General features: G+C 54.0%; 16 protein-coding genes. 5 read left to right on the top strand and 11 right to left on the bottom strand.

All coding sequences use genetic code 11. The features are described 5' to 3' along the window. Window positions 1–54: 54 nt before the first annotated feature. From dtpA to ydgT, 9 genes are all read right to left on the bottom strand, one after another. Window positions 55–1,572: a dipeptide/tripeptide permease DtpA gene (gene dtpA, locus QWJ20_RS00390; protein WP_226309407.1), complete on the bottom strand. Its 1,518-nt coding sequence runs from the start codon at window positions 1,570–1,572 to the stop codon at window positions 55–57. 688 nt (window positions 1,573–2,260) lie between these two features. Then, window positions 2,261–2,896, bottom strand: coding sequence for an endonuclease III (nth, locus tag QWJ20_RS00385; RefSeq protein WP_174865633.1), 636 nt, complete (start codon window positions 2,894–2,896; stop codon window positions 2,261–2,263). After that, window positions 2,893–3,600 (bottom strand): electron transport complex subunit E, encoded by a 708-nt coding sequence (locus QWJ20_RS00380; RefSeq protein ID WP_433991615.1) that lies wholly within the window; start codon window positions 3,598–3,600, stop codon window positions 2,893–2,895. Before QWJ20_RS00380 ends, nth begins: the two co-directional genes overlap by 4 nt. Next, window positions 3,597–4,226, bottom strand: a complete 630-nt coding sequence (gene rsxG, locus QWJ20_RS00375) for an electron transport complex subunit RsxG (protein WP_109411001.1) — start codon at window positions 4,224–4,226, stop codon at window positions 3,597–3,599. Before rsxG ends, QWJ20_RS00380 begins: the two co-directional genes overlap by 4 nt. Window positions 4,227–4,236: 10 nt before the next feature. Then, window positions 4,237–5,292: an electron transport complex subunit RsxD gene (gene rsxD, locus QWJ20_RS00370; protein WP_433991614.1), complete on the bottom strand. Its 1,056-nt coding sequence runs from the start codon at window positions 5,290–5,292 to the stop codon at window positions 4,237–4,239. Then, window positions 5,293–7,533: an electron transport complex subunit RsxC gene (rsxC, locus tag QWJ20_RS00365; RefSeq protein ID WP_433991613.1), complete on the bottom strand. Its 2,241-nt coding sequence runs from the start codon at window positions 7,531–7,533 to the stop codon at window positions 5,293–5,295. Continuing rightward, entirely contained in the window at window positions 7,526–8,104 is a 579-nt protein-coding gene (gene rsxB, locus QWJ20_RS00360; RefSeq protein WP_010296123.1) for an electron transport complex subunit RsxB, read from the bottom strand. Before rsxB ends, rsxC begins: the two co-directional genes overlap by 8 nt. Continuing rightward, on the bottom strand, window positions 8,104–8,685 hold the full coding sequence (gene rsxA / locus QWJ20_RS00355) for an electron transport complex subunit RsxA (protein WP_095699446.1): 582 nt from the start codon (window positions 8,683–8,685) through the stop codon (window positions 8,104–8,106). The genes rsxB and rsxA overlap by 1 nt, the downstream gene beginning before the upstream one ends. Window positions 8,686–8,901: 216 nt before the next feature. Beyond that, window positions 8,902–9,117 carry a transcription modulator YdgT gene (ydgT, locus tag QWJ20_RS00350; protein WP_010275188.1) on the bottom strand — a complete coding sequence of 72 codons (216 nt, stop codon included), beginning with the start codon at window positions 9,115–9,117 and terminating at the stop codon, window positions 8,902–8,904. A 72-nt stretch (window positions 9,118–9,189) separates the two neighbouring features. Here ydgT and QWJ20_RS00345 point away from each other — a divergent pair, with 72 nt between their 5' ends. Continuing rightward, window positions 9,190–9,339 (top strand): hypothetical protein, encoded by a 150-nt coding sequence (locus tag QWJ20_RS00345; protein ID WP_433991612.1) that lies wholly within the window; start codon window positions 9,190–9,192, stop codon window positions 9,337–9,339. Between the two features lie 57 nt (window positions 9,340–9,396). Here the strand turns inward: QWJ20_RS00345 and araA are convergent, their stop codons facing one another. Together araA and QWJ20_RS00335 are read right to left on the bottom strand one after the other, a co-directional pair. Then, the gene (gene araA / locus QWJ20_RS00340; protein ID WP_433991611.1) at window positions 9,397–10,902 is read right to left on the bottom strand and encodes an L-arabinose isomerase; all 1,506 of its coding nucleotides are present in this window, start codon (window positions 10,900–10,902) and stop codon (window positions 9,397–9,399) included. Window positions 10,903–10,938: 36 nt separating this feature from the next. Next, on the bottom strand, window positions 10,939–12,624 hold the full coding sequence (locus QWJ20_RS00335; protein WP_433991610.1) for a ribulokinase: 1,686 nt from the start codon (window positions 12,622–12,624) through the stop codon (window positions 10,939–10,941). Between the two features lie 372 nt (window positions 12,625–12,996). Here QWJ20_RS00335 and QWJ20_RS00330 point away from each other — a divergent pair, with 372 nt between their 5' ends. From QWJ20_RS00330 to araC, 4 genes are all read left to right on the top strand, one after another. Continuing rightward, a complete protein-coding gene (locus tag QWJ20_RS00330) occupies window positions 12,997–13,980 on the top strand; it encodes an arabinose ABC transporter substrate-binding protein (protein ID WP_039486909.1) in 984 nt (327 codons plus the stop codon). Between the two features lie 96 nt (window positions 13,981–14,076). Beyond that, window positions 14,077–15,600: an L-arabinose ABC transporter ATP-binding protein AraG gene (araG, locus tag QWJ20_RS00325; RefSeq protein WP_095994539.1), complete on the top strand. Its 1,524-nt coding sequence runs from the start codon at window positions 14,077–14,079 to the stop codon at window positions 15,598–15,600. 18 nt (window positions 15,601–15,618) lie between these two features. After that, the gene (gene araH / locus QWJ20_RS00320) at window positions 15,619–16,605 is read left to right on the top strand and encodes an L-arabinose ABC transporter permease AraH (RefSeq protein WP_095699450.1); all 987 of its coding nucleotides are present in this window, start codon (window positions 15,619–15,621) and stop codon (window positions 16,603–16,605) included. A 271-nt stretch (window positions 16,606–16,876) separates the two neighbouring features. Continuing rightward, on the top strand, window positions 16,877–17,809 hold the full coding sequence (gene araC / locus QWJ20_RS00315) for an arabinose operon transcriptional regulator AraC (RefSeq protein WP_039486905.1): 933 nt from the start codon (window positions 16,877–16,879) through the stop codon (window positions 17,807–17,809). Window positions 17,810–17,888 lie beyond the last annotated feature (79 nt).

Raw genomic sequence — 17,888 nt, 5'->3', positions numbered from 1 at the left:
TTTTCACCAATAACACGTCACACTGTCTTTTGCGTGACGGGTTCCAGCGAGTTATCAGGCAGAGGCTGTTGTAGTGACAGCGTCCACAGGGGCGTCGGTGACATCCTGCGTCATACGCGTCAGTTTCGGCGCGGTCAGCAGCATCAGAACGGCGATGATGCCCGTGACGATACCAATCTGCATGAAGACATTGCTATAAATCTCAAGAGACGCGTGCGGGTCTACGACATTCTCAGGCACGGCCATCATATTAGCAACGTAGCCCGCGATAATGGCGGCACCCGCTGACGTAAGGAACCAGGCACCCATAATAAAGCCCATCAGGCGCTGTGGTACCAGTTGAGCGACCATCGCCAGACCCAGACCGGAAATCATCAACTCCCCGATACTTTGCAGGCCATAGCAGAGGATCAGCCAGTTGACGGACACGATACCCTGTTCGTTTGCCATACTGGCACCCCACGGCAGCACCAGAAACGCGCCGGAGCATAACACCATACCCACCGCAAACTTGTGCGCCATCGGCAGTTGGTCGCCCATTTTGTTGTAAACCGCAGCCAGAATCGGACTGGCAACCATAATCCAGAACGGGTTGAGCGCCTGATACTGCTCTGGCTCAAAGGTAAAACCTAAAATCGAGTGTTCAACGTTGCGAATAGCAAAGAAGTTCAGCGATGTTGGCATCTGGTTGTACAGCACAAAGAAGACAACGGCTTCCAGCATCAGCAGTAGTGCGACAATCATTTTCCGGCGTTCTGCACCGCTCACCGCCAGCATCTCTTTGATGAAGATGGCAACAACGGCCAGTGAAATAAGCGTCAGAATCCAGCGTGCGACGCTCTGGTTGTGCAGCAGCCAGGTGGAAAGGGCGACCAGCGCGACAATACCCGCGAGCGTGACGGCGAGCTTCGGCAGATTGATCGGTTGGAAATCTGGCTGAGAACCTTGTGTACTGACCCACTTGCGGCAGAACATAAAGTTAATCAGCGTCAGAATCATGCCGACCACGCTCAGGGAGAAGGCTACGCTCCAGCCATAGTTCGCGGCAAGTACCGGTGTAGCCAGCATAGAAAAGAAGGAGCCGATGTTCACCGCCATATAGTACATGGTGAAAGCCCCATCCAGGCGCGGATCGTCTTTCGCATAGCTGGTAGACAGCAGGGCTGACGGGTTGGCTTTAAACAATCCGTTACCGACGGCAATGGTCGCCATGCCGATGTACACCCACGTCACGCTGTGGCCTGAATAGGCAATCATGGTGTAACCGATCGCCAGCACGATAGCACCCAGCACGATCACACGTTTGGTGCCGAGGACTTTATCACCCAGCCAGCCGCCAATGGCGACGAAACCGTATACCAGCGCGCTGAATGAGGAGAAGAGAGTAATGGAGTCGGTTTCGGACATGCCCAGCATTTTGACCAGATAAACCGCCATAATGCCTTGCAGGCCGTAGTAACCAAAACGCTCCCACAGCTCGATGCTAAAGATGAGATAAAACGCTTTTGGTTGTTTGAAAGCGTTCATGCTGACGCTTTCAGGGGATTCGCTGTTGTTGTTTGCTGTTGACACAAAGACCTCTGATTTTACCTGTCTCATTTTTTTTAACGAGAAAATAACAAGAGTGAAGCAGTGAAACTGCAACCTCTTTTGACTAGTTATGGGGAGGAAAAACGGCGCTATATTGACGTGATTTTACGGACAGGCAAGTCATTTGACATGTTTTGTTACAAGTGGTTTTAGGTGTTGGATAAAACCAGAAATTAAATGTTATGCAGAGTTTAATTTCATAACTTTCTTTTGCTTCAAATGATTATATTGGTTTTACCTATTTGTTTTTCACAAAAGGGATATAATCTGCCTTTTACTTAAAATCAAGACAATATCATTAACTATGAATGAATATGCGGTTTAATGTTTTGCATATCACTAAATATGCAGTGAGTATAAAAATCCATCAATAGCATGCAATAAGATAAATATTGATATAGTCACCTCTCGTGATTTTCAATCACTAAATTTTCTATTAAAAATAACTTATTAGCCTTAAATAGTGGTTACTTGTACTTTTATACAGGCTTTTTGATAGCGAAATACGCTACAGCGCATCGAATAAACCGCCTAAGCGCATCGTTGTCTGAGCAGTAAGATGCAGAGAACACACAGATCACGCCGATCGTGGGAGAGCGAAAGGCGAGGTGGGGTGAGGAAGAACGGAGAAGGCGATCTGGTGAGAGAGATTCCACCAGACCACAGCAGATTAGGCGTCGACCTTTTCGCCAAATTCACATAAATCTTCAATCAGGCAGGAACCGCAGCGCGGTTTGCGGGCAATACAGGTGTAACGACCATGCAGGATTAACCAGTGATGGCAGTCGACTTTAAATTCTGCCGGAACCACTTTCAGCAGTTTTTCCTCTACCTGTTCGACATTTTTACCCGGAGCGAATCCTGTCCGGTTACTGACGCGAAAGATGTGCGTATCAACGGCAATCGTCGGCCAGCCAAACGCGGTATTCAGGACGACGTTTGCCGTTTTTCGTCCTACGCCGGGTAAGGCTTCCAGCGCGGCGCGATCTTCGGGAACCTGTCCCTGATGCTTTTCCAGCAATAAACGGCAGGTCTTGATGACGTTTTCTGCTTTGCTGTTAAACAGGCCGATCGTCTTGATGTAGTCTTTCACGCCGTCTACGCCGAGCTCAAGCATCGCTTCCGGTGTGTTGGCAACAGGGTAGAGTTTTGCGGTTGCCTTGTTCACGCTGACATCGGTTGCCTGTGCGGAAAGTAATACGGCGATAAGCAGTTCAAACGGCGTGCTGAAATGTAATTCAGTCGTCGGATGGGGATTGTTGTCGCGTAAACGCGCTAAGATCTCAACCCGTTTGACCTTGTTCACCGCGATTCCCCTACGGTACCCGTTGTTGGCACCGCTTTCCCTTCGGCGGCAGCGGCACGGGCTCGGCGTTGTTTCATTTTCTCATCGATCAAATATTTCACGGCCAGCAACAGTCCCAGGCCGATAAACGCGCCTGGTGGCAGCATCGCCAGCAGGAACGGGGAATCGAGGTGGACAACCTCAATCCGTAGAACCTTAGCCCAACCGCCCAGCAGCAAATCTGCGCCGTCGAATAGCGTGCCGTTACCCAGAATTTCACGTAAAGAGCCGAGCACCACCAGTGCGCTGGTCGCCCCTAAACCCATTGCCAGACCGTCAATAGCGGAAGGGAAAACCGCATTCTTGGAGGCAAAGGCTTCTGCCCGGCCGATAACGATACAGTTCGTCACGATCAGCGGGATAAAAATCCCCAGCGATTGATATAAGCCATAGGCATAGGCGTTGATCAGCATCTGTACGGTGCTGACCACCGAAGCGATGATCATGACGTAAATGGGAATACGGATTTCCGCCGGTACCCAGCGACGCAGCGCGGAGACGGCCATGTTGGTACAGGTGAGAACCAGCGTGGTTGCCAGCCCTAATCCCAGCGCGTTAGTCGCGGTTGATGACACGGCCAGCAGGGGGCAAAGGCCCAGTAATTGAACCAGTGCCGAGTTGTTCTTCCATAACCCTTCAATGAAAAGTGCTTTGGTCTGACTCATTGGTTCTCTCCACAGGCGGACAGCGTGTTGATTTGTGACGGCAGCGTTTGCAGGTAAAGGGCGCTGCGTTTTACGCTGTTAATGACGGCGCGTGGCGTAATGGTGGCGCCGGTAAATTGATCAAACATTCCGCCTTCTTTCTTCACTGCCCAGCGGGCATCCCGCTCGTCCTGTACTGTTTGCCCGCTGAATCGGGTGATCCAGTCAGAAATTCGCACTTCGATTTTATCACCCAGCCCCGGTGTTTCATGATGCTCGGTAACGCGAACACCGAGTACCTTACCGTGAAAATCGGCCCCGACCAGCAGCCGAATAGCACCAGAATAGCCATCCGGCGCGGTACTTTCCAGTGCGGCAGCAACGGGTTCACCATTCTGGCGGGCAATGAACACGCGGTGCGGCGCTGATGATCCGAGTGCAGGGTTAGTGACAACGTAACACTCTTTTTGCATGTCACTGTTGTATAACTCTGCGGGAACCACCTGATCCAACAGCATCTTTTGTTGCAGCATCGCCTGATGCGAGATCGTCGGTTCCGTTAACATGTTCACCACGGCGGTTAATGCAGTCGTACCAGCAGCAAATAAGGCCAGTGTTGTCGCGTGGCGGCGCATTGTCGTCATCATGGGCGTCTCCTTAGCGATGGTGGCCGTAAGCGCGTGGCTTGGTGTAATAGTCGATCAGCGGCACGGTGATATTTGCCAGCAGAACGGCAAACGCGACGCCGTCCGGGTAGCCACCATAGGTACGAATCAGCCAGACCAGTAACCCAATCAGCGCCCCGAAAATCAGACGCCCTCGGTTGGTGGTTGATGCGGTAACGGGATCGGTTGCGATGAAAAATGCGCCGAGCATCGTCGCCCCGGACAGCAGATGTAACATCGGTGGCGCGAATTTCTCCGGCGAAATGATCCAGCTTAGTGAGGCGCAGAACATCAGCGACAGCAGGAAACTGACCGGAATATGCCAGCGAATGGTGCCACGCATCAGCAAAAACAGTCCGCCGATAAGAAAACCGATATTCACCCACTGCCAGCCAATACCGGACAGCGATTGAGCAAACATCGGCTGTTGCAGAATGTCCTGCGGCGTTTGGCCGGAGCGCAGGCTGGTTTTAAACGTATCCAGCGGGGTAGCCTGACTGACGCCATCAACGTTGTGCATCAGTTGCTGCATGGTGTACCCGTCAGGCGTGTGTCCGGTAAAGATGATAATTAACGCATCATGGAAACCGACGGGAATGGTTTGCAACGGCGTGGGCGGCAGCCAGCTTGTCATTTGAACCGGGAAAGAGATCAGCAGCACCACATAGCCAATCATCGCGGGGTTAAAAGGGTTTTGCCCTAAGCCGCCATACAGCTGTTTGGCGATAATGATGGCGAAGACGGTTGCCATGACCACCATCCACCAGGGGGCTAGCGGTGGCAGACTGATGCCGAGCAGCACCGCGGTCAATAGGGCGGAATTATCAGCCAGCGTGGTGCGTACAGCGAATTTTCTCAGTGACAGCGTCACGCCTTCTGCGATAAGCGCGGTAGCGGACGCCAGCCCGACCTGAATCAGGTTACCGTAGCCAAAGAAGTAATACTGCGCCAGCATACCCGGCAGACAGGCCAGAATGACCAGCAGCATGATGCGCTGTGTGCGCTGCTGGTTATGTGTGAACGGTGAACTCGCAATTCTGAAAGCCATTTATTCCTCTTGATATGACGATGCCTGCGCGGCTTTACGGGCTTTGACGCGAGCGATAGCGGCAGCAACGGCAGCCTTACGTGGATCTTCTGGCTCTTGTACTTCAACAACGGCAAGCGGTTCTGGCACTACGTCAGGGACAGCCGCCGAAACAGGCTCTTCCGTGGTTGTTGCTGATTGCTGCGCGGCTTTACGAGCTTTAACGCGCGCGATAGCGGCAGCAACGGCAGCCTTGCGTGGATCTTCTGGCTCTTGTACTTCAACGACGGCAATCGGTTCTGCGACTACGTCAGGAGCAGCCGCCGAAACAGGTTCTTCCGTGGTTGTTGCAGGCTGTTGTGCGGCTTTACGAGCTTTAACTCGCGCGATAGCAGCGGCAACGGCCGCTTTACGCGGATCGTCCGACTCTTGTACTTCAACAACAGCAATCGGTTCTGCCGCCACGTTGGAAACCGCAGGCGTTGCCGCTTCTTCTGTACTTTCTGGGCTTACTGCCTCAGATTGCTGTGCAGCCTTACGCGCTTTAACGCGAGCCAGAGCGGCGGCCACGGCGGCTTTGCGGGGATCGTCAAGCTCGGCAGAGGGAACCTCGGTCGCAGGCGCTTCCTGCTGTGTCTGTTGTTCACGAGCCTGTGCTTTGCGGGCAGCACGCGCGGCGATGGCGGCACTGTTATCCGGCTGTGCGTCGGGGATGACCTCGATTGGCGAACCGACTTCTGTTGCGGCGGTTTGCTTACGGCGTACGCGCTCCAACGCGGCCTGAACGGAATCTTTATCCGTGGTGGAGACGCTAACCGCTGCCTTTTTATGGCGCAGTTCACGTGCCGCCTTTTCCCGCTCCAGACGAGCCTGTTTAGCATCAAAGCGCACTTTGGCCTGTGCGGCACGCTGTGCCTCTTCATCGATGGCCCGAATTTCGGCCTTTTCCTGACGGTAATACTGCACCAGCGGAATATTGCTGGGGCAGACGTAAGCACAGGCACCGCATTCGATGCAGTCAAACAGATGGTGATTGCGGGCTTTTTCGTGTTCTTGCCCACGACTGAACCAGTAAAGCTGTTGCGGTAACAGGCCTGCCGGACAGGCATCGGCACATTTGCTACAGCGAATGCAGGATTGTTCTTCAGCAACGGGCTCCATTTCCGCATGTGACGGCGCGAGCAGGCAGTTACTGATTTTGACGATAGGGACATCCAGTGACGGCAGGGTAAAGCCCATCAGCGGCCCACCCATCACGACCATCGGCTGCTTATTGACGTGGAAGCCGCCCTGTTTGAGCAGGTGACGTACCGGTGTACCCAACCGTGCCCAGACGTTACCAGGCTGGCGCAAGGCTTCACCGGTCAGCGTCACCACGCGTTCGGTGAGCGGTTCGCCGTCGATCACGGCGCGTTTGATGGCGAAAGCCGTTCCGACGTTCTGCATCAGTACGCCAATGGCGGCGGAGTGTTTACCGAACGGGACTTCCTTGCCAGTCAGAATCTTGGTGAGCTGCTTGGCACCGCCTGACGGATACTTAGTTGGGATGACGCGCAGCTGCATGTCGCTGCGTTTGCCCAAGGCCAATCGCAGGGCGTTGATGGCTTCCGGTTTGTTATCTTCGATCCCAATCAGAATGCGTTTCGGTTGCAACAGGAATGACAGAATCTCGACGCCCTGAATAATCTCTTCGGCGCACTCCTGCATGAGTCGATCATCAGCGGTGATATAGGGTTCACACTCTGCGCCGTTGATAATCAGGGTTTCAATCCCGCGCATCCCGCCTTGTAACTTGGCCGCAGTAGGGAAGCCGGCGCCGCCTAAGCCCGCAATGCCAGCCTGATGCAGATGGGCAAGCAAGGTATCGACGCTATGTTCACGGTAATCCGTCAAGGTTTGGCGTTCGCACCAGCGATCGTCGCCATCCGGCACGATGATGATGCTGAGTTCGGACAGACCAGACGGATGCGCCGTCGTGTGCTGGCGAATCGCGTTCACCGTTCCTGATGTCGGTGCGTGAACAGGCAAGGTGCGGCCTTTTCCCCGCGTTAACGGCTGACCGCGCAGGACTTTATCGCCGACGCTGACACAGATCTCGCCTTCCGGCCCTAGATGCTGCTTGAGGGGAATAATGAACTGTTCTGGCAGCGGGATCTGGCGCAGTGGTATCTGGCTGGACTGCGTCTTCATTTCCGGCGGATGAATGCCTCCGTCGAAATCCCAGATTCTGTCTTTTTTAAAGGCGGAAAACAGCTTAAGCATGTCGTTCTACTTGAATAACGCGTACTGGAATCGTATCGAGATCCCATTTCCAGTTAGCGGGAGTCGGCGCGATAGGACGTAATTCGATACAGTCCGTCGGGCAAGGGGAGACGCAGAGATCGCAGCCGGTGCACAAATCGCTGACGACGGTGTGTACCGCTTTGGTGCTACCGATAATGGCATCAACCGGACACGCCTGAATGCATTTGGTGCAGCCGATGCAGTTGCTTTCATCGATCCACGCAACATGGCGGGCGGGAGCTTGAACGTCGGCATCACCTTCCAGCGGCTGCGGATCGACGTTGAGCTTTTCAGCCAGCTTCAGCATCATCGCTTCGCCGCCGGGGCCGCATTTATTAATACTTTCGCCATTCAGCGCGACTGCTTCGGCGTAGGGCCGACAGCCAGGATAACCGCACTGGCCGCACTGGCTTTGTGGCAGCATGGCTTCCACTTCTTCCACGATCGGATCGTTTTCGACTTCAAACCGACGGGAGGCGTAGCCGAGCACCAGACCGAATGCCAGCGCGAGGGCGCTTAATGCCGCAATGGCAATCCAGATAGCGATCATCAGAATTTCACCAGTCCGGCAAAGCCCATAAATGCCAGCGACATGAGGCCTGCGGTGACCAGCGCGATAGACGAACCGCGGAACGGTGCAGGAATATCTGACACGGCAAGGCGTTCACGAATGGCGGCGAAGAGCACCATCACCAGCGAGAAGCCCGCCGCGCCGCCGAAACCATAAATCGTCGATTGCAGGAAACCGTGCGACAGGTTGATGTTGAGCAGCACGACGCCAAGCACCGCACAGTTGGTGGTAATCAGCGGCAGGAAGATCCCCAGCAGGCGGTACAGCTCAGGGCTGACTTTGCGCACGAACATCTCGGAGAACTGCACCACCACGGCGAGCACCAGAATAAAGGCCATGGTGCGCAAATAGAGAATATCGAGCGGAACGAGAATAAATTCGTTGACCAACCAGGAAAACATGGAGCCGACAGTCATCACAAACGTGGTCGCCATGCCCATGCCAATCGCCGTCTCGAGCTTTTTGGACACGCCCATAAAGGGGCACAGCCCAAGAAACTTCACTAAGACGAAATTATTTACCAGAAGGATGCTAACAAAGAGCAATGCGTATTCGGTCATTACGGTGCCTAGAAAACAAAACCAGACTATTATCAGGCATTGTTGGGTTTTCGACAACATACCCAAAGTAGGGTTATCGCCGTCCCCTTCAAGGGGCGGAAGGTCAGATTCGCTTAATAACAGAAGCGCCGGGCTATTATACAGTAACGAGCTGAGCGTTCTGCGTAATATCCCGGAAGGAAATTATTGCATAACTATTCTTTTTGTTGCTAACAACTACAGAACGTGATGCCAGACAGATTTTGGCACGCAGCCGAGATCGAATAAGCGCCCGCCAGATGCCAACTCGGCCCGCCGATGGTCCGCAGCACGGTACATGTTGATGATTTCCTGACTGTCTGTCAGAGAATAATTGAGGTGATCAAAGAGTTTTTCCAGACTTTCTGTTGAACTGACTTTCCTAAATTTGAGCAAATAGTCATGAACGGTCATGGTGATTGGTCTAATAGTTATGTGGTTGAGATGACTAAGTATATTCAAGCGAAAAAGCCTGTCTAGAGGGTGATGAAAAAAGTACGCTTATTTTTCAACAACAAACGAATGAAAATGAAAAATAATAGATTGACAGGAAAATGTGATGGCGTTTCGGGCGACAGGGCGATGGAAAATCAGCGCGTGGGATGGAAAAGGCTTATAGATAAAAAGTACCGATAAAGGGGCAGATTGTTCACGGACGACGCATCCGTAGACAACCGGCCCCTGAGTGCGGGCTTAGCGGCTACAAAGTTTGTAATACACCTCGTTCCAGCGCAGCGCATCTTTGAATTCGTGGAGTCGAGTGTCGTTATCGATCACCAGCAGCTCAATGTTCTGCATCTCGGCGTAGAGCCGCATATGTTCGAGATCCAGCGCCTGACTAAAGACGGTGTGGTGCGCGCCGCCAGCCAGAATCCAGGCTTCGGCCGCCACTTCCAGCGACGGTTGGGCTTTCCAGATAGCACGGGCAACCGGCAATTTCGGCAGTGGGCGCGGCTGTTCAATGGTATCGACCAGATTAACCAGCATTCTGAAACGGTCGCCCATATCGATCACACTGGCGTTGAGGGACGGCCCAGCCGGCGTTGAGAAAATCAAACGGGCAGGGTCGGCTTTGCCGCCAATGCCAAGGTGTTGCGCATCCAGAATCGGTTTCTGCTCTTTCGCAATCGTCGGGCAGACTTCTAGCATGTGAGAGCCGACGACCAGATCGTTACCGTTCTGGAAGTTATAGGTGTAGTCCTCCATGAAGGACGTCCCGCCTGACAACCCGCCAGCCATCACTTTCATAATGCGCAGCAGCGCGGCGGTTTTCCAGTCGCCTTCGCCACCGAATCCATAGCCTTGCTGCATCAGACGCTGTACCGCCAGACCCGGCAGCTGTTTCAGGCCGTACAGGTTTTCAAAATCGGTGGTGAACGCGTGGTAGCCACCTTGTTCCAGAAAGCGTTTCATCCCGAGTTCAATCTGTGCCGCATCCAGCAGGTTCTGACGGTTCGCGCCGTTGAGTTTCACCGCATCCGTCAACTGGTAGCTGGCCTCGTATTCTTCGATCAGCGCATCGATATCGCCTTTGGATACGGCATCGACCACGGAGGTTAAATCCCCTAATCCCCAGGCGCTGACGGAGTAACCGAACTGGATCTGCGCGCCGACTTTATCGCCTTCGGTGACGGCGACTTCACGCATGTTGTCGCCAAAGCGCGCAACCTTCAGCTGTTTGCTTTCCTGAATGGCGGCGGCAACCCGCATCCATTTGCCGATACGGGCATGGGCGTTCTTATCCTGCCAGTGGCCGACGACAACCTGATGCGCCTGCCGCATCCGGGCACCGATGAAACCAAATTCACGTCCACCGTGCGCGGTTTGGTTCAGGTTCATGAAGTCCATATCCATGGTGTCCCACGGTACTTCGGCATTGAACTGGGTGTGGAATTGCAGCAGCGGTTTACTGAGTACGCTCAGGCCGCCAATCCACATTTTGGCCGGAGAGAAGGTATGCAGCCAGGTCAGCAGGCCGACACAGTTATCCTGATAGTTGGCATCGCGGCACAGTGCCAGAATTTCGTCTGGCGTTTTCACCAGCGGTTTCAGTACCAGCTTAACGGGCAGGTTGGCCTGTTGATTCAATCCGGCGACGACTTTTTCCGCGTTCTCTTTTACCTGACGTAACGTTTCCGGCCCGTAGAGATGTTGGCTACCGATGACGAACCAGACTTCAAGCTGCTTAAAATGATCCATGATGACTCCTGTAACGTGATCCCCAGAGGGATAAAATTAGTTTTTTGCCGTAGACGTTGGGCTATAGGCTGGTTCCGCGAGGCGGCACCACTGCTGATAGCGCTCATAAAGCTGCTGATAACGGGCGACGCGCTGGCTGTCTGGCATTAAGGTGCGCTCTATGCCGCTGGCCATATGCTGCTGTGCCGTTGGGATATCGCCGTGAACGCCAGCGGCGACGGCGGCAAAGATCGCGGCACCCAGAGCACAGCACTGATCGGAGGCGACGATCTGCAAGGGGCGATTCATCACGTCGGTACAGACCTGCATGATGACGGGAGATTTCCGCGCGATACCGCCCAGCGCCAGCACGTTCTCGACGGGAACGCCCTGATCTTCAAAGCACTCCATAATTGCGCGCGCGCCAAAGGCCGTGGCAGCAATGAAACCGCCGAACAGCGTGGGGGCATCGGTGCCCAGATTGAGATCGGTAATCACGCCTTTCAGTCGCTGATTGGCGAATGGTGTTCTGCGGCCGTTGAACCAGTCCAGCACGACAGGCAGGTGATCCAGCGTCGGGTTCTCCGCCCAGCTGTGCGTCAGTCGCTCCAGCAGTTTGGCTTCCATCGCCTGTAATGACGTTTTGAGTTCAGGATGGTCTTTCGCGGCTTCCTGTAACGACCAGCCCAGCAGTCGCCCAAACCAGGCGTACATGTCACCGAAAGCGGACTGTCCGGCTTCGAGGCCGATATAACCAGGAACAACGCTGCCGTCGACCTGCCCACAGATACCGGCGATGGCGCGATCGGCAATGCGTGCGTCATCAGCGATCAGAATGTCGCAGGTGGACGTGCCAATCACTTTGACCAGCGTATAAGGCTGTGCGCCCGCGCCGACGGTGCCGACGTGGCAGTCAAACGCACCGCCCGACAGGATGACCGTTTCGGGGATGCCGAGCCGCTGTGCCCACTCGGCGGTGATGGTGCCGACCGGCTGTTCGGCGGTCCAGGTATCGGTAAACAGCGGGTACTGTAATGTCTCGGTCAGGCAGGGATCGAGTGCGTGCAAGAAATCTTTTGGCGGTAGTCCACCCCAGCTCGGATGCCAGAGTGATTTGTGTCCGGCGCTGCACCGTCCACGACGAATATCGGCTGGCGCTTGGGTACCAGAAAGCAGGGCGGGCACCCAGTCGCACAGTTCTATCCAGGAAACGGCCGCCTGACGCACCGCGGCATCGTCGCGCGAGACATGCAGGATTTTGGCCCAGAACCATTCGGACGAATAAACGCCGCCGATATAGCGGGTGTAATCCGGGAACTGGCCGCTCCGGCACAGCGCGTTGATGGCTTCTGCTTCTTCTATTGCCGTGTGGTCTTTCCACAGTACGAACATCGCATTGGGGTTGTCGGCAAACTCGGGGCGTAGTGCGAGGATCTGGCCTTGCTCATCAATCGGCGCGGGAGTTGACCCGGTTGAATCCACGCCAATACCGATGATGCTCTGCCGCTGTTCATGCGTCAGGCGGGAGACCACGACCTTAACCGCCTGTTCCAGCGATTCAATATAGTCCAGTGGATGGTGTCGGAACTGGTTGTTGGCAGGCTGACAATATTTCCCCTCGCGCCAGCGGGGGTAGTAGACCACTTCTGTTTCCAACTCTTGCCCGCTTTGGCAGTCAACGGCTAAGGCGCGTACCGAATCACTGCCGAAGTCGAGACCAATCGTAATAGCGCCCGCACTCATGCTTTGCTCCTCATTAATCCCAGATCGTTGGTGTTTACGATGGCAGGGATAACGAGAGGCGGTGAGGAGCGGTTAGCTGGAAGTATGTATTTTTCTGTCGCCAGCAGCCATTTTGTGATGCTGGTCAAAGGTTAATGATTGGTTAAATTCGCTAAATGTATGCACAAACCTGTCATTGTTCCGGACTGTGATAAAGCTCTACATTCTTACCGAGAATAACGACTAAAACATAAAGCGTCTGAATGCTACTGAGTAAAGGAATCGTGCTAAGCCTGTGTTTTTCCTTTATCCAGACCGGAAATACCCTACCAGGAACTCGAACTCGTTTCAGCGTTGCTGACGAATGAAAAGATAATTACACCGGAGAACATCATGCATAAATTCACTAAGGCGCTGGCAGCAATCGGGTTGGCCGCTGTTATGTCACAATCAGCTATGGCAGAGAACTTAAAGCTGGGCTTTCTGGTTAAACAGCCGGAAGAACCCTGGTTCCAGACGGAATGGAAGTTCGCTGATAAAGCAGGGAAAGACCTTGGTTTTGATGTGATAAAAATCGCAGTTCCTGATGGTGAAAAGACCCTGAACGCGATCGACAGTCTGGCGGCCAGTGGCGCGAAAGGCTTTGTTATCTGTACGCCGGATCCGAAGTTGGGGCCAGCCATTATAGCGAAAGCACGCAGCTACAATCTGAAAGTGATTGCGGTTGATGACCAGTTCGTGAATGCCAAAGGCCAACCGATGGATACCGTGCCATTGGTGATGATGGCGGCCACCAAAATTGGCGAGCGTCAGGGTCAGGAACTGTATAAAGAGATGACTAAACGCGGCTGGAAAGTAGAGGAAACCGCCGTGATGGCGATTACCGCTGATGAGCTGGATACCGCACGTCGCCGCACGTCTGGCTCTATGGACGCGCTGAAAACCGCAGGGTTCCCAGAAAAACAGATCTACAAAGTGCCGACCAAATCTAATGATATCCCCGGTGCATTTGACGCCGCTAACTCCATGCTGGTTCAGCATCCTGGCGTGAAAAACTGGCTGATTATCGGCATGAACGACAACACCGTGCTGGGTGGCGTGCGTGCAACGGAAGGTCAGGGCTTTAAAGCCGCAAACGTCATTGGTATCGGTATCAACGGCGTGGATGCGGTGAGCGAGCTGTCTAAAGGCCAGGCAACGGGCTTCTTTGGTTCACTGCTGCCAAGCCCAGATATCCACGGTTACAAGAGTATCCAGATGCTGAATGACTGGGTGACCAAAGGCGTTGAGCCGGAGAAATTCACCGAAGTGACCGACGTGGTGCTGATCACTCGTGACAACTTTAAGGTCGAACTGGAGAAAAAAGGCCTGATGTAATCACGCCTGATTTCGTAAAGACGCGGATAACGCCGGTCAGCATGATGCTGGTCGAGGTTATCCGCGCTCTACCTGCATCGTTATGAGGAAACAGACATGACAGCACAGTCACCCTATTTGTCGTTTCATGGGATTGGCAAAGAATTTCCCGGTGTTAAGGCGCTTTCGGATATCAGTTTTTCCTGCCATGCCGGCCAGATCCATGCATTGATGGGGGAAAACGGGGCGGGCAAGTCGACGCTGTTAAAGATCCTGAGCGGTAACTATTCACCGTCAGCGGGCGAAATTCATATTCAGGGCAAGCCTGTTCAGTTCAACAACACGATGGATGCCCTGAATGCGGGCGTTGCCATCATTTATCAGGAACTGCATCTGGTGCCGGAAATGACGGTCGCCGAGAACATCTACTTAGGTCAGCTGCCGCATAAATACGGCATGGTGAACTATTCGCTGCTGCGCTATGAAGCCAAACTTCAGTTGCAGCATCTGGGGTTGGATATCGATCCTGATACCCCGCTGAAATACCTCTCTATCGGGCAATGGCAGATGGTGGAAATCGCCAAGGCGCTGGCCCGTAACGCCAAGGTTATTGCTTTTGATGAGCCGACCAGTTCGCTGTCTGCCCGTGAAATCGAGCAGCTTTTCCGCGTGATTAAGGAATTGCGCAGTGAAGGCCGGGTCATTTTGTACGTTTCGCACCGGATGGAAGAAATTTTTGCGCTGAGCGATGCCATTACCGTGTTTAAAGATGGCCGCTATGTGCGCACGTTCGACGATATGCAGCAGGTGAACCATGAGTCGCTGGTACAGGCGATGGTAGGGCGTAACCTGGGGGATATCTATGGCTATGCGCCGCGTCCGCACGGCGAAGAGCGTCTGACGCTGAAAGACGTAAAAGCGCCGGGCGTGAAATCTACGGTTTCCCTGAACGTGAAGCAGGGGGAAATTGTCGGGCTATTTGGTCTGGTGGGCGCTGGCCGCAGCGAACTGATGAAAGGGCTGTTTGGCGCGACCAAAATCACCAACGGTCAGGTGCTGCTGGATGGCAAACCGCTGGTGGTGAATTCCCCCATTGATGCGATTCGTCAGGGCGTGATGCTCTGCCCGGAAGATCGTAAAGCCGACGGCATCATTCCGGTGCACTCGGTGCGTGACAACATCAATATCAGCGCAAGGCGTAAGAGCCTGAAAGCCGGTTTTATTATTAATAATCAGTGGGAGGCGGATAACGCCGCGAAGCGCATTGACGCGTTGAACATCAAAACGCCGTCCGATGAACAGCTGATTATGAATCTTTCCGGGGGAAACCAGCAGAAAGCCATTCTTGGCCGCTGGCTGTCCGAAGAGATGAAGGTCATTTTGCTCGATGAACCCACGCGCGGCATTGACGTCGGCGCGAAGCACGAAATTTATCATGTCATCTATGAACTAGCGAATCAGGGGATCGCGGTGCTGTTTGCCTCCAGCGATTTACCAGAAGTGCTTGGGCTGGCCGACCGGATTATCGTCATGCGCGAAGGTGCCGTCTCCGGCGAACTGCTGCATACCGATGCCACGGAGCAGAAGGTGCTCAGTCTGGCCATGTTACGAACCCCCGATATCGAATCTGCGGTTGCCTGACCGCGAAGGAGCAAAATAATGTCAACGGTTACGTCTGCAACCTCAGAAAAGAAGAAAAACGGCGCGGGATTATCTCGCATTTGGGATAACTACGGCATGCTGGTGGTGTTTGCCGTGCTGTTTCTTGGCTGTGCGATTTTCGTCCCCAACTTCGCCTCGTTTATCAATATGAAAGGGCTTGGGCTGGCGATCTCCATGTCCGGTATGGTGGCCTGCGGCATGCTGTTCTGTCTGGCTTCCGGTGATTTTGACCTGTCGGTCGCGTCTATTATTGCCTGTGCTGGCGTAGCGACGGCGGTGGTGATCAATATCAGTGAAAGCCTGTGGATCGGCGTCGGTGCCGGGCTGCTGCTGGGTGTGGCGTTCGGTTTGCTTAACGGGTTTGTGATTGCTCGTTTGAAGATCAATGCGCTGATCACCACGCTGGCAACGATGCAGATTGCGCGCGGTCTGGCGTACATCATTTCCGATGGTAAAGCGGTAGGGATTGAAGATGAGCGCTTCTTTGAACTGGGCTATGCCAACTGGTTGGGCTTGCCTGCGCCAATCTGGATCACCATCGGCTGCATGATTCTGTTTGGTCTGCTGCTGAACAAAACCACCTTTGGCCGCAATACGCTGGCGATTGGGGGCAATGAAGAAGCCGCGCGTCTGGCTGGGGTGCCGGTCGTACGTACCAAAATCATCATTTTCGCCTTGTCCGGTCTGGTATCGGCGGCAGCGGGGATCATTCTGGCATCGCGTATGACTAGCGGCCAGCCGATGACCTCCATCGGGTATGAGCTGATCGTGATTTCTGCCTGCGTGCTGGGCGGTGTGTCGTTGAAAGGCGGGATCGGTAAAATTTCCTATGTCATCGCCGGTGTGCTGATTTTAGGTACGGTTGAAAACGCGATGAACCTGCTGAACATCTCTCCGTTTGCCCAGTATGTGGTACGCGGTCTGATTCTGCTGGCGGCGGTTATCTTCGACCGCTACAAACAGCTGTCGAAGAAAACGGTATAAATGCCCGTGCGGCAGGTCAGAGCCTATCCCAGTAGGCGTTATTGGTGCAGTCAGTTTGGACTCGGACAGCGCGCAGAAACCGGAACGTACACGTAGTACGTGAGGATTATTCGCTACGCTCACCCTACGGGCCGCCCCAAGGGGCGTTCAAACGCAATTGCGTTTGTGCGAGCACTGCCCAGGTTCAAAATGGCAAATAAAATAGTCCTAATGGGATGGCTCTAAGTGAGCCTGCCGCTTTATCTCATTACTCGCGTGTACCGGAGGCTCGATGTATCACCGTATGGCGCATGACTCTCAGCCTAATCCGCTGCTGCCGGGATATTCGTTCAACGCTTATCTTGTGGCAGGTATGACACCGATTCTGGCAGAAGGGCCGCTCGACTTCTTTATCGATCGTCCTGATGGCATGAAAGGCTACATCATTAACCTCACCATGAAAGGTCAGGGTCAGGTCTTTGATGGCGATGAGACCTTTTTCTGTAATCCCGGTGACCTGCTGCTGTTCCCGCCGAAATCGAAGCATTTTTATGGTCGTTCATCTAGCAGCGACTGCTGGTATCACCGCTGGGTCTATTTTCGCCCGCGTGCCTACTGGGCTGACTGGTTAGAATGGCATACCAAAAGCAGCGGTATTGGTCGCATGAGCCTGCCGAATAACCAACTGTTGCTGGAATTCGACAGGCTGTTTGCCAATATCGAGCAAACCCAGCGTTCCGGGCGTCGTTTTTCAGAAGAGTTGGGTATGAATCTGCTGGAGCGGCTGTTGCTCAGAGCGATGGAAGAAGACCCACAGAGCCCGCAGAAGATCATGGATCCGCGTGTGATAGAGGCCTGCCAGTTTATTACCAGCAATCTGGCTGGAGAGCTGCGTATTGACGAAGTCGCGCGGCACGTTTGTCTGTCGCCTTCTCGGTTGGCGCATCTGTTCCGTGAACAGGTAGGCATTAACATTCTGCGCTGGCGTGAAGATCAGCGCGTGATTCGCGCCAAGCTGTTATTGCAGACGACGCAGGAATCTATCGCCAACATTGGTCGCGTGGTGGGGTATGACGATCAACTGTATTTCTCACGTGTGTTCCGTAAGCGGGTCGGCGTTAGCCCCAGCGATTTCCGCCGTCGCAGCAGTGAAATCAACTATCCGGCAGCCAAAACGCTGCCCGTGGCGTGGGAAGAACGGATGCCCAGCGCCGTGAGCGGATAGCGAACCAAAACGAATCAGATTCCCCTGGCTATTATCCCTCTCTGCAATCTGGCGGATGACGGGTATATACTGAGTGAGA

The organism is Pectobacterium sp. S5 (genome assembly GCF_051707265.1).
GTDB lineage: Bacteria > Pseudomonadota > Gammaproteobacteria > Enterobacterales > Enterobacteriaceae > Pectobacterium > Pectobacterium polare.
This window is presented reverse-complemented; position numbering and strand designations above follow the sequence as displayed.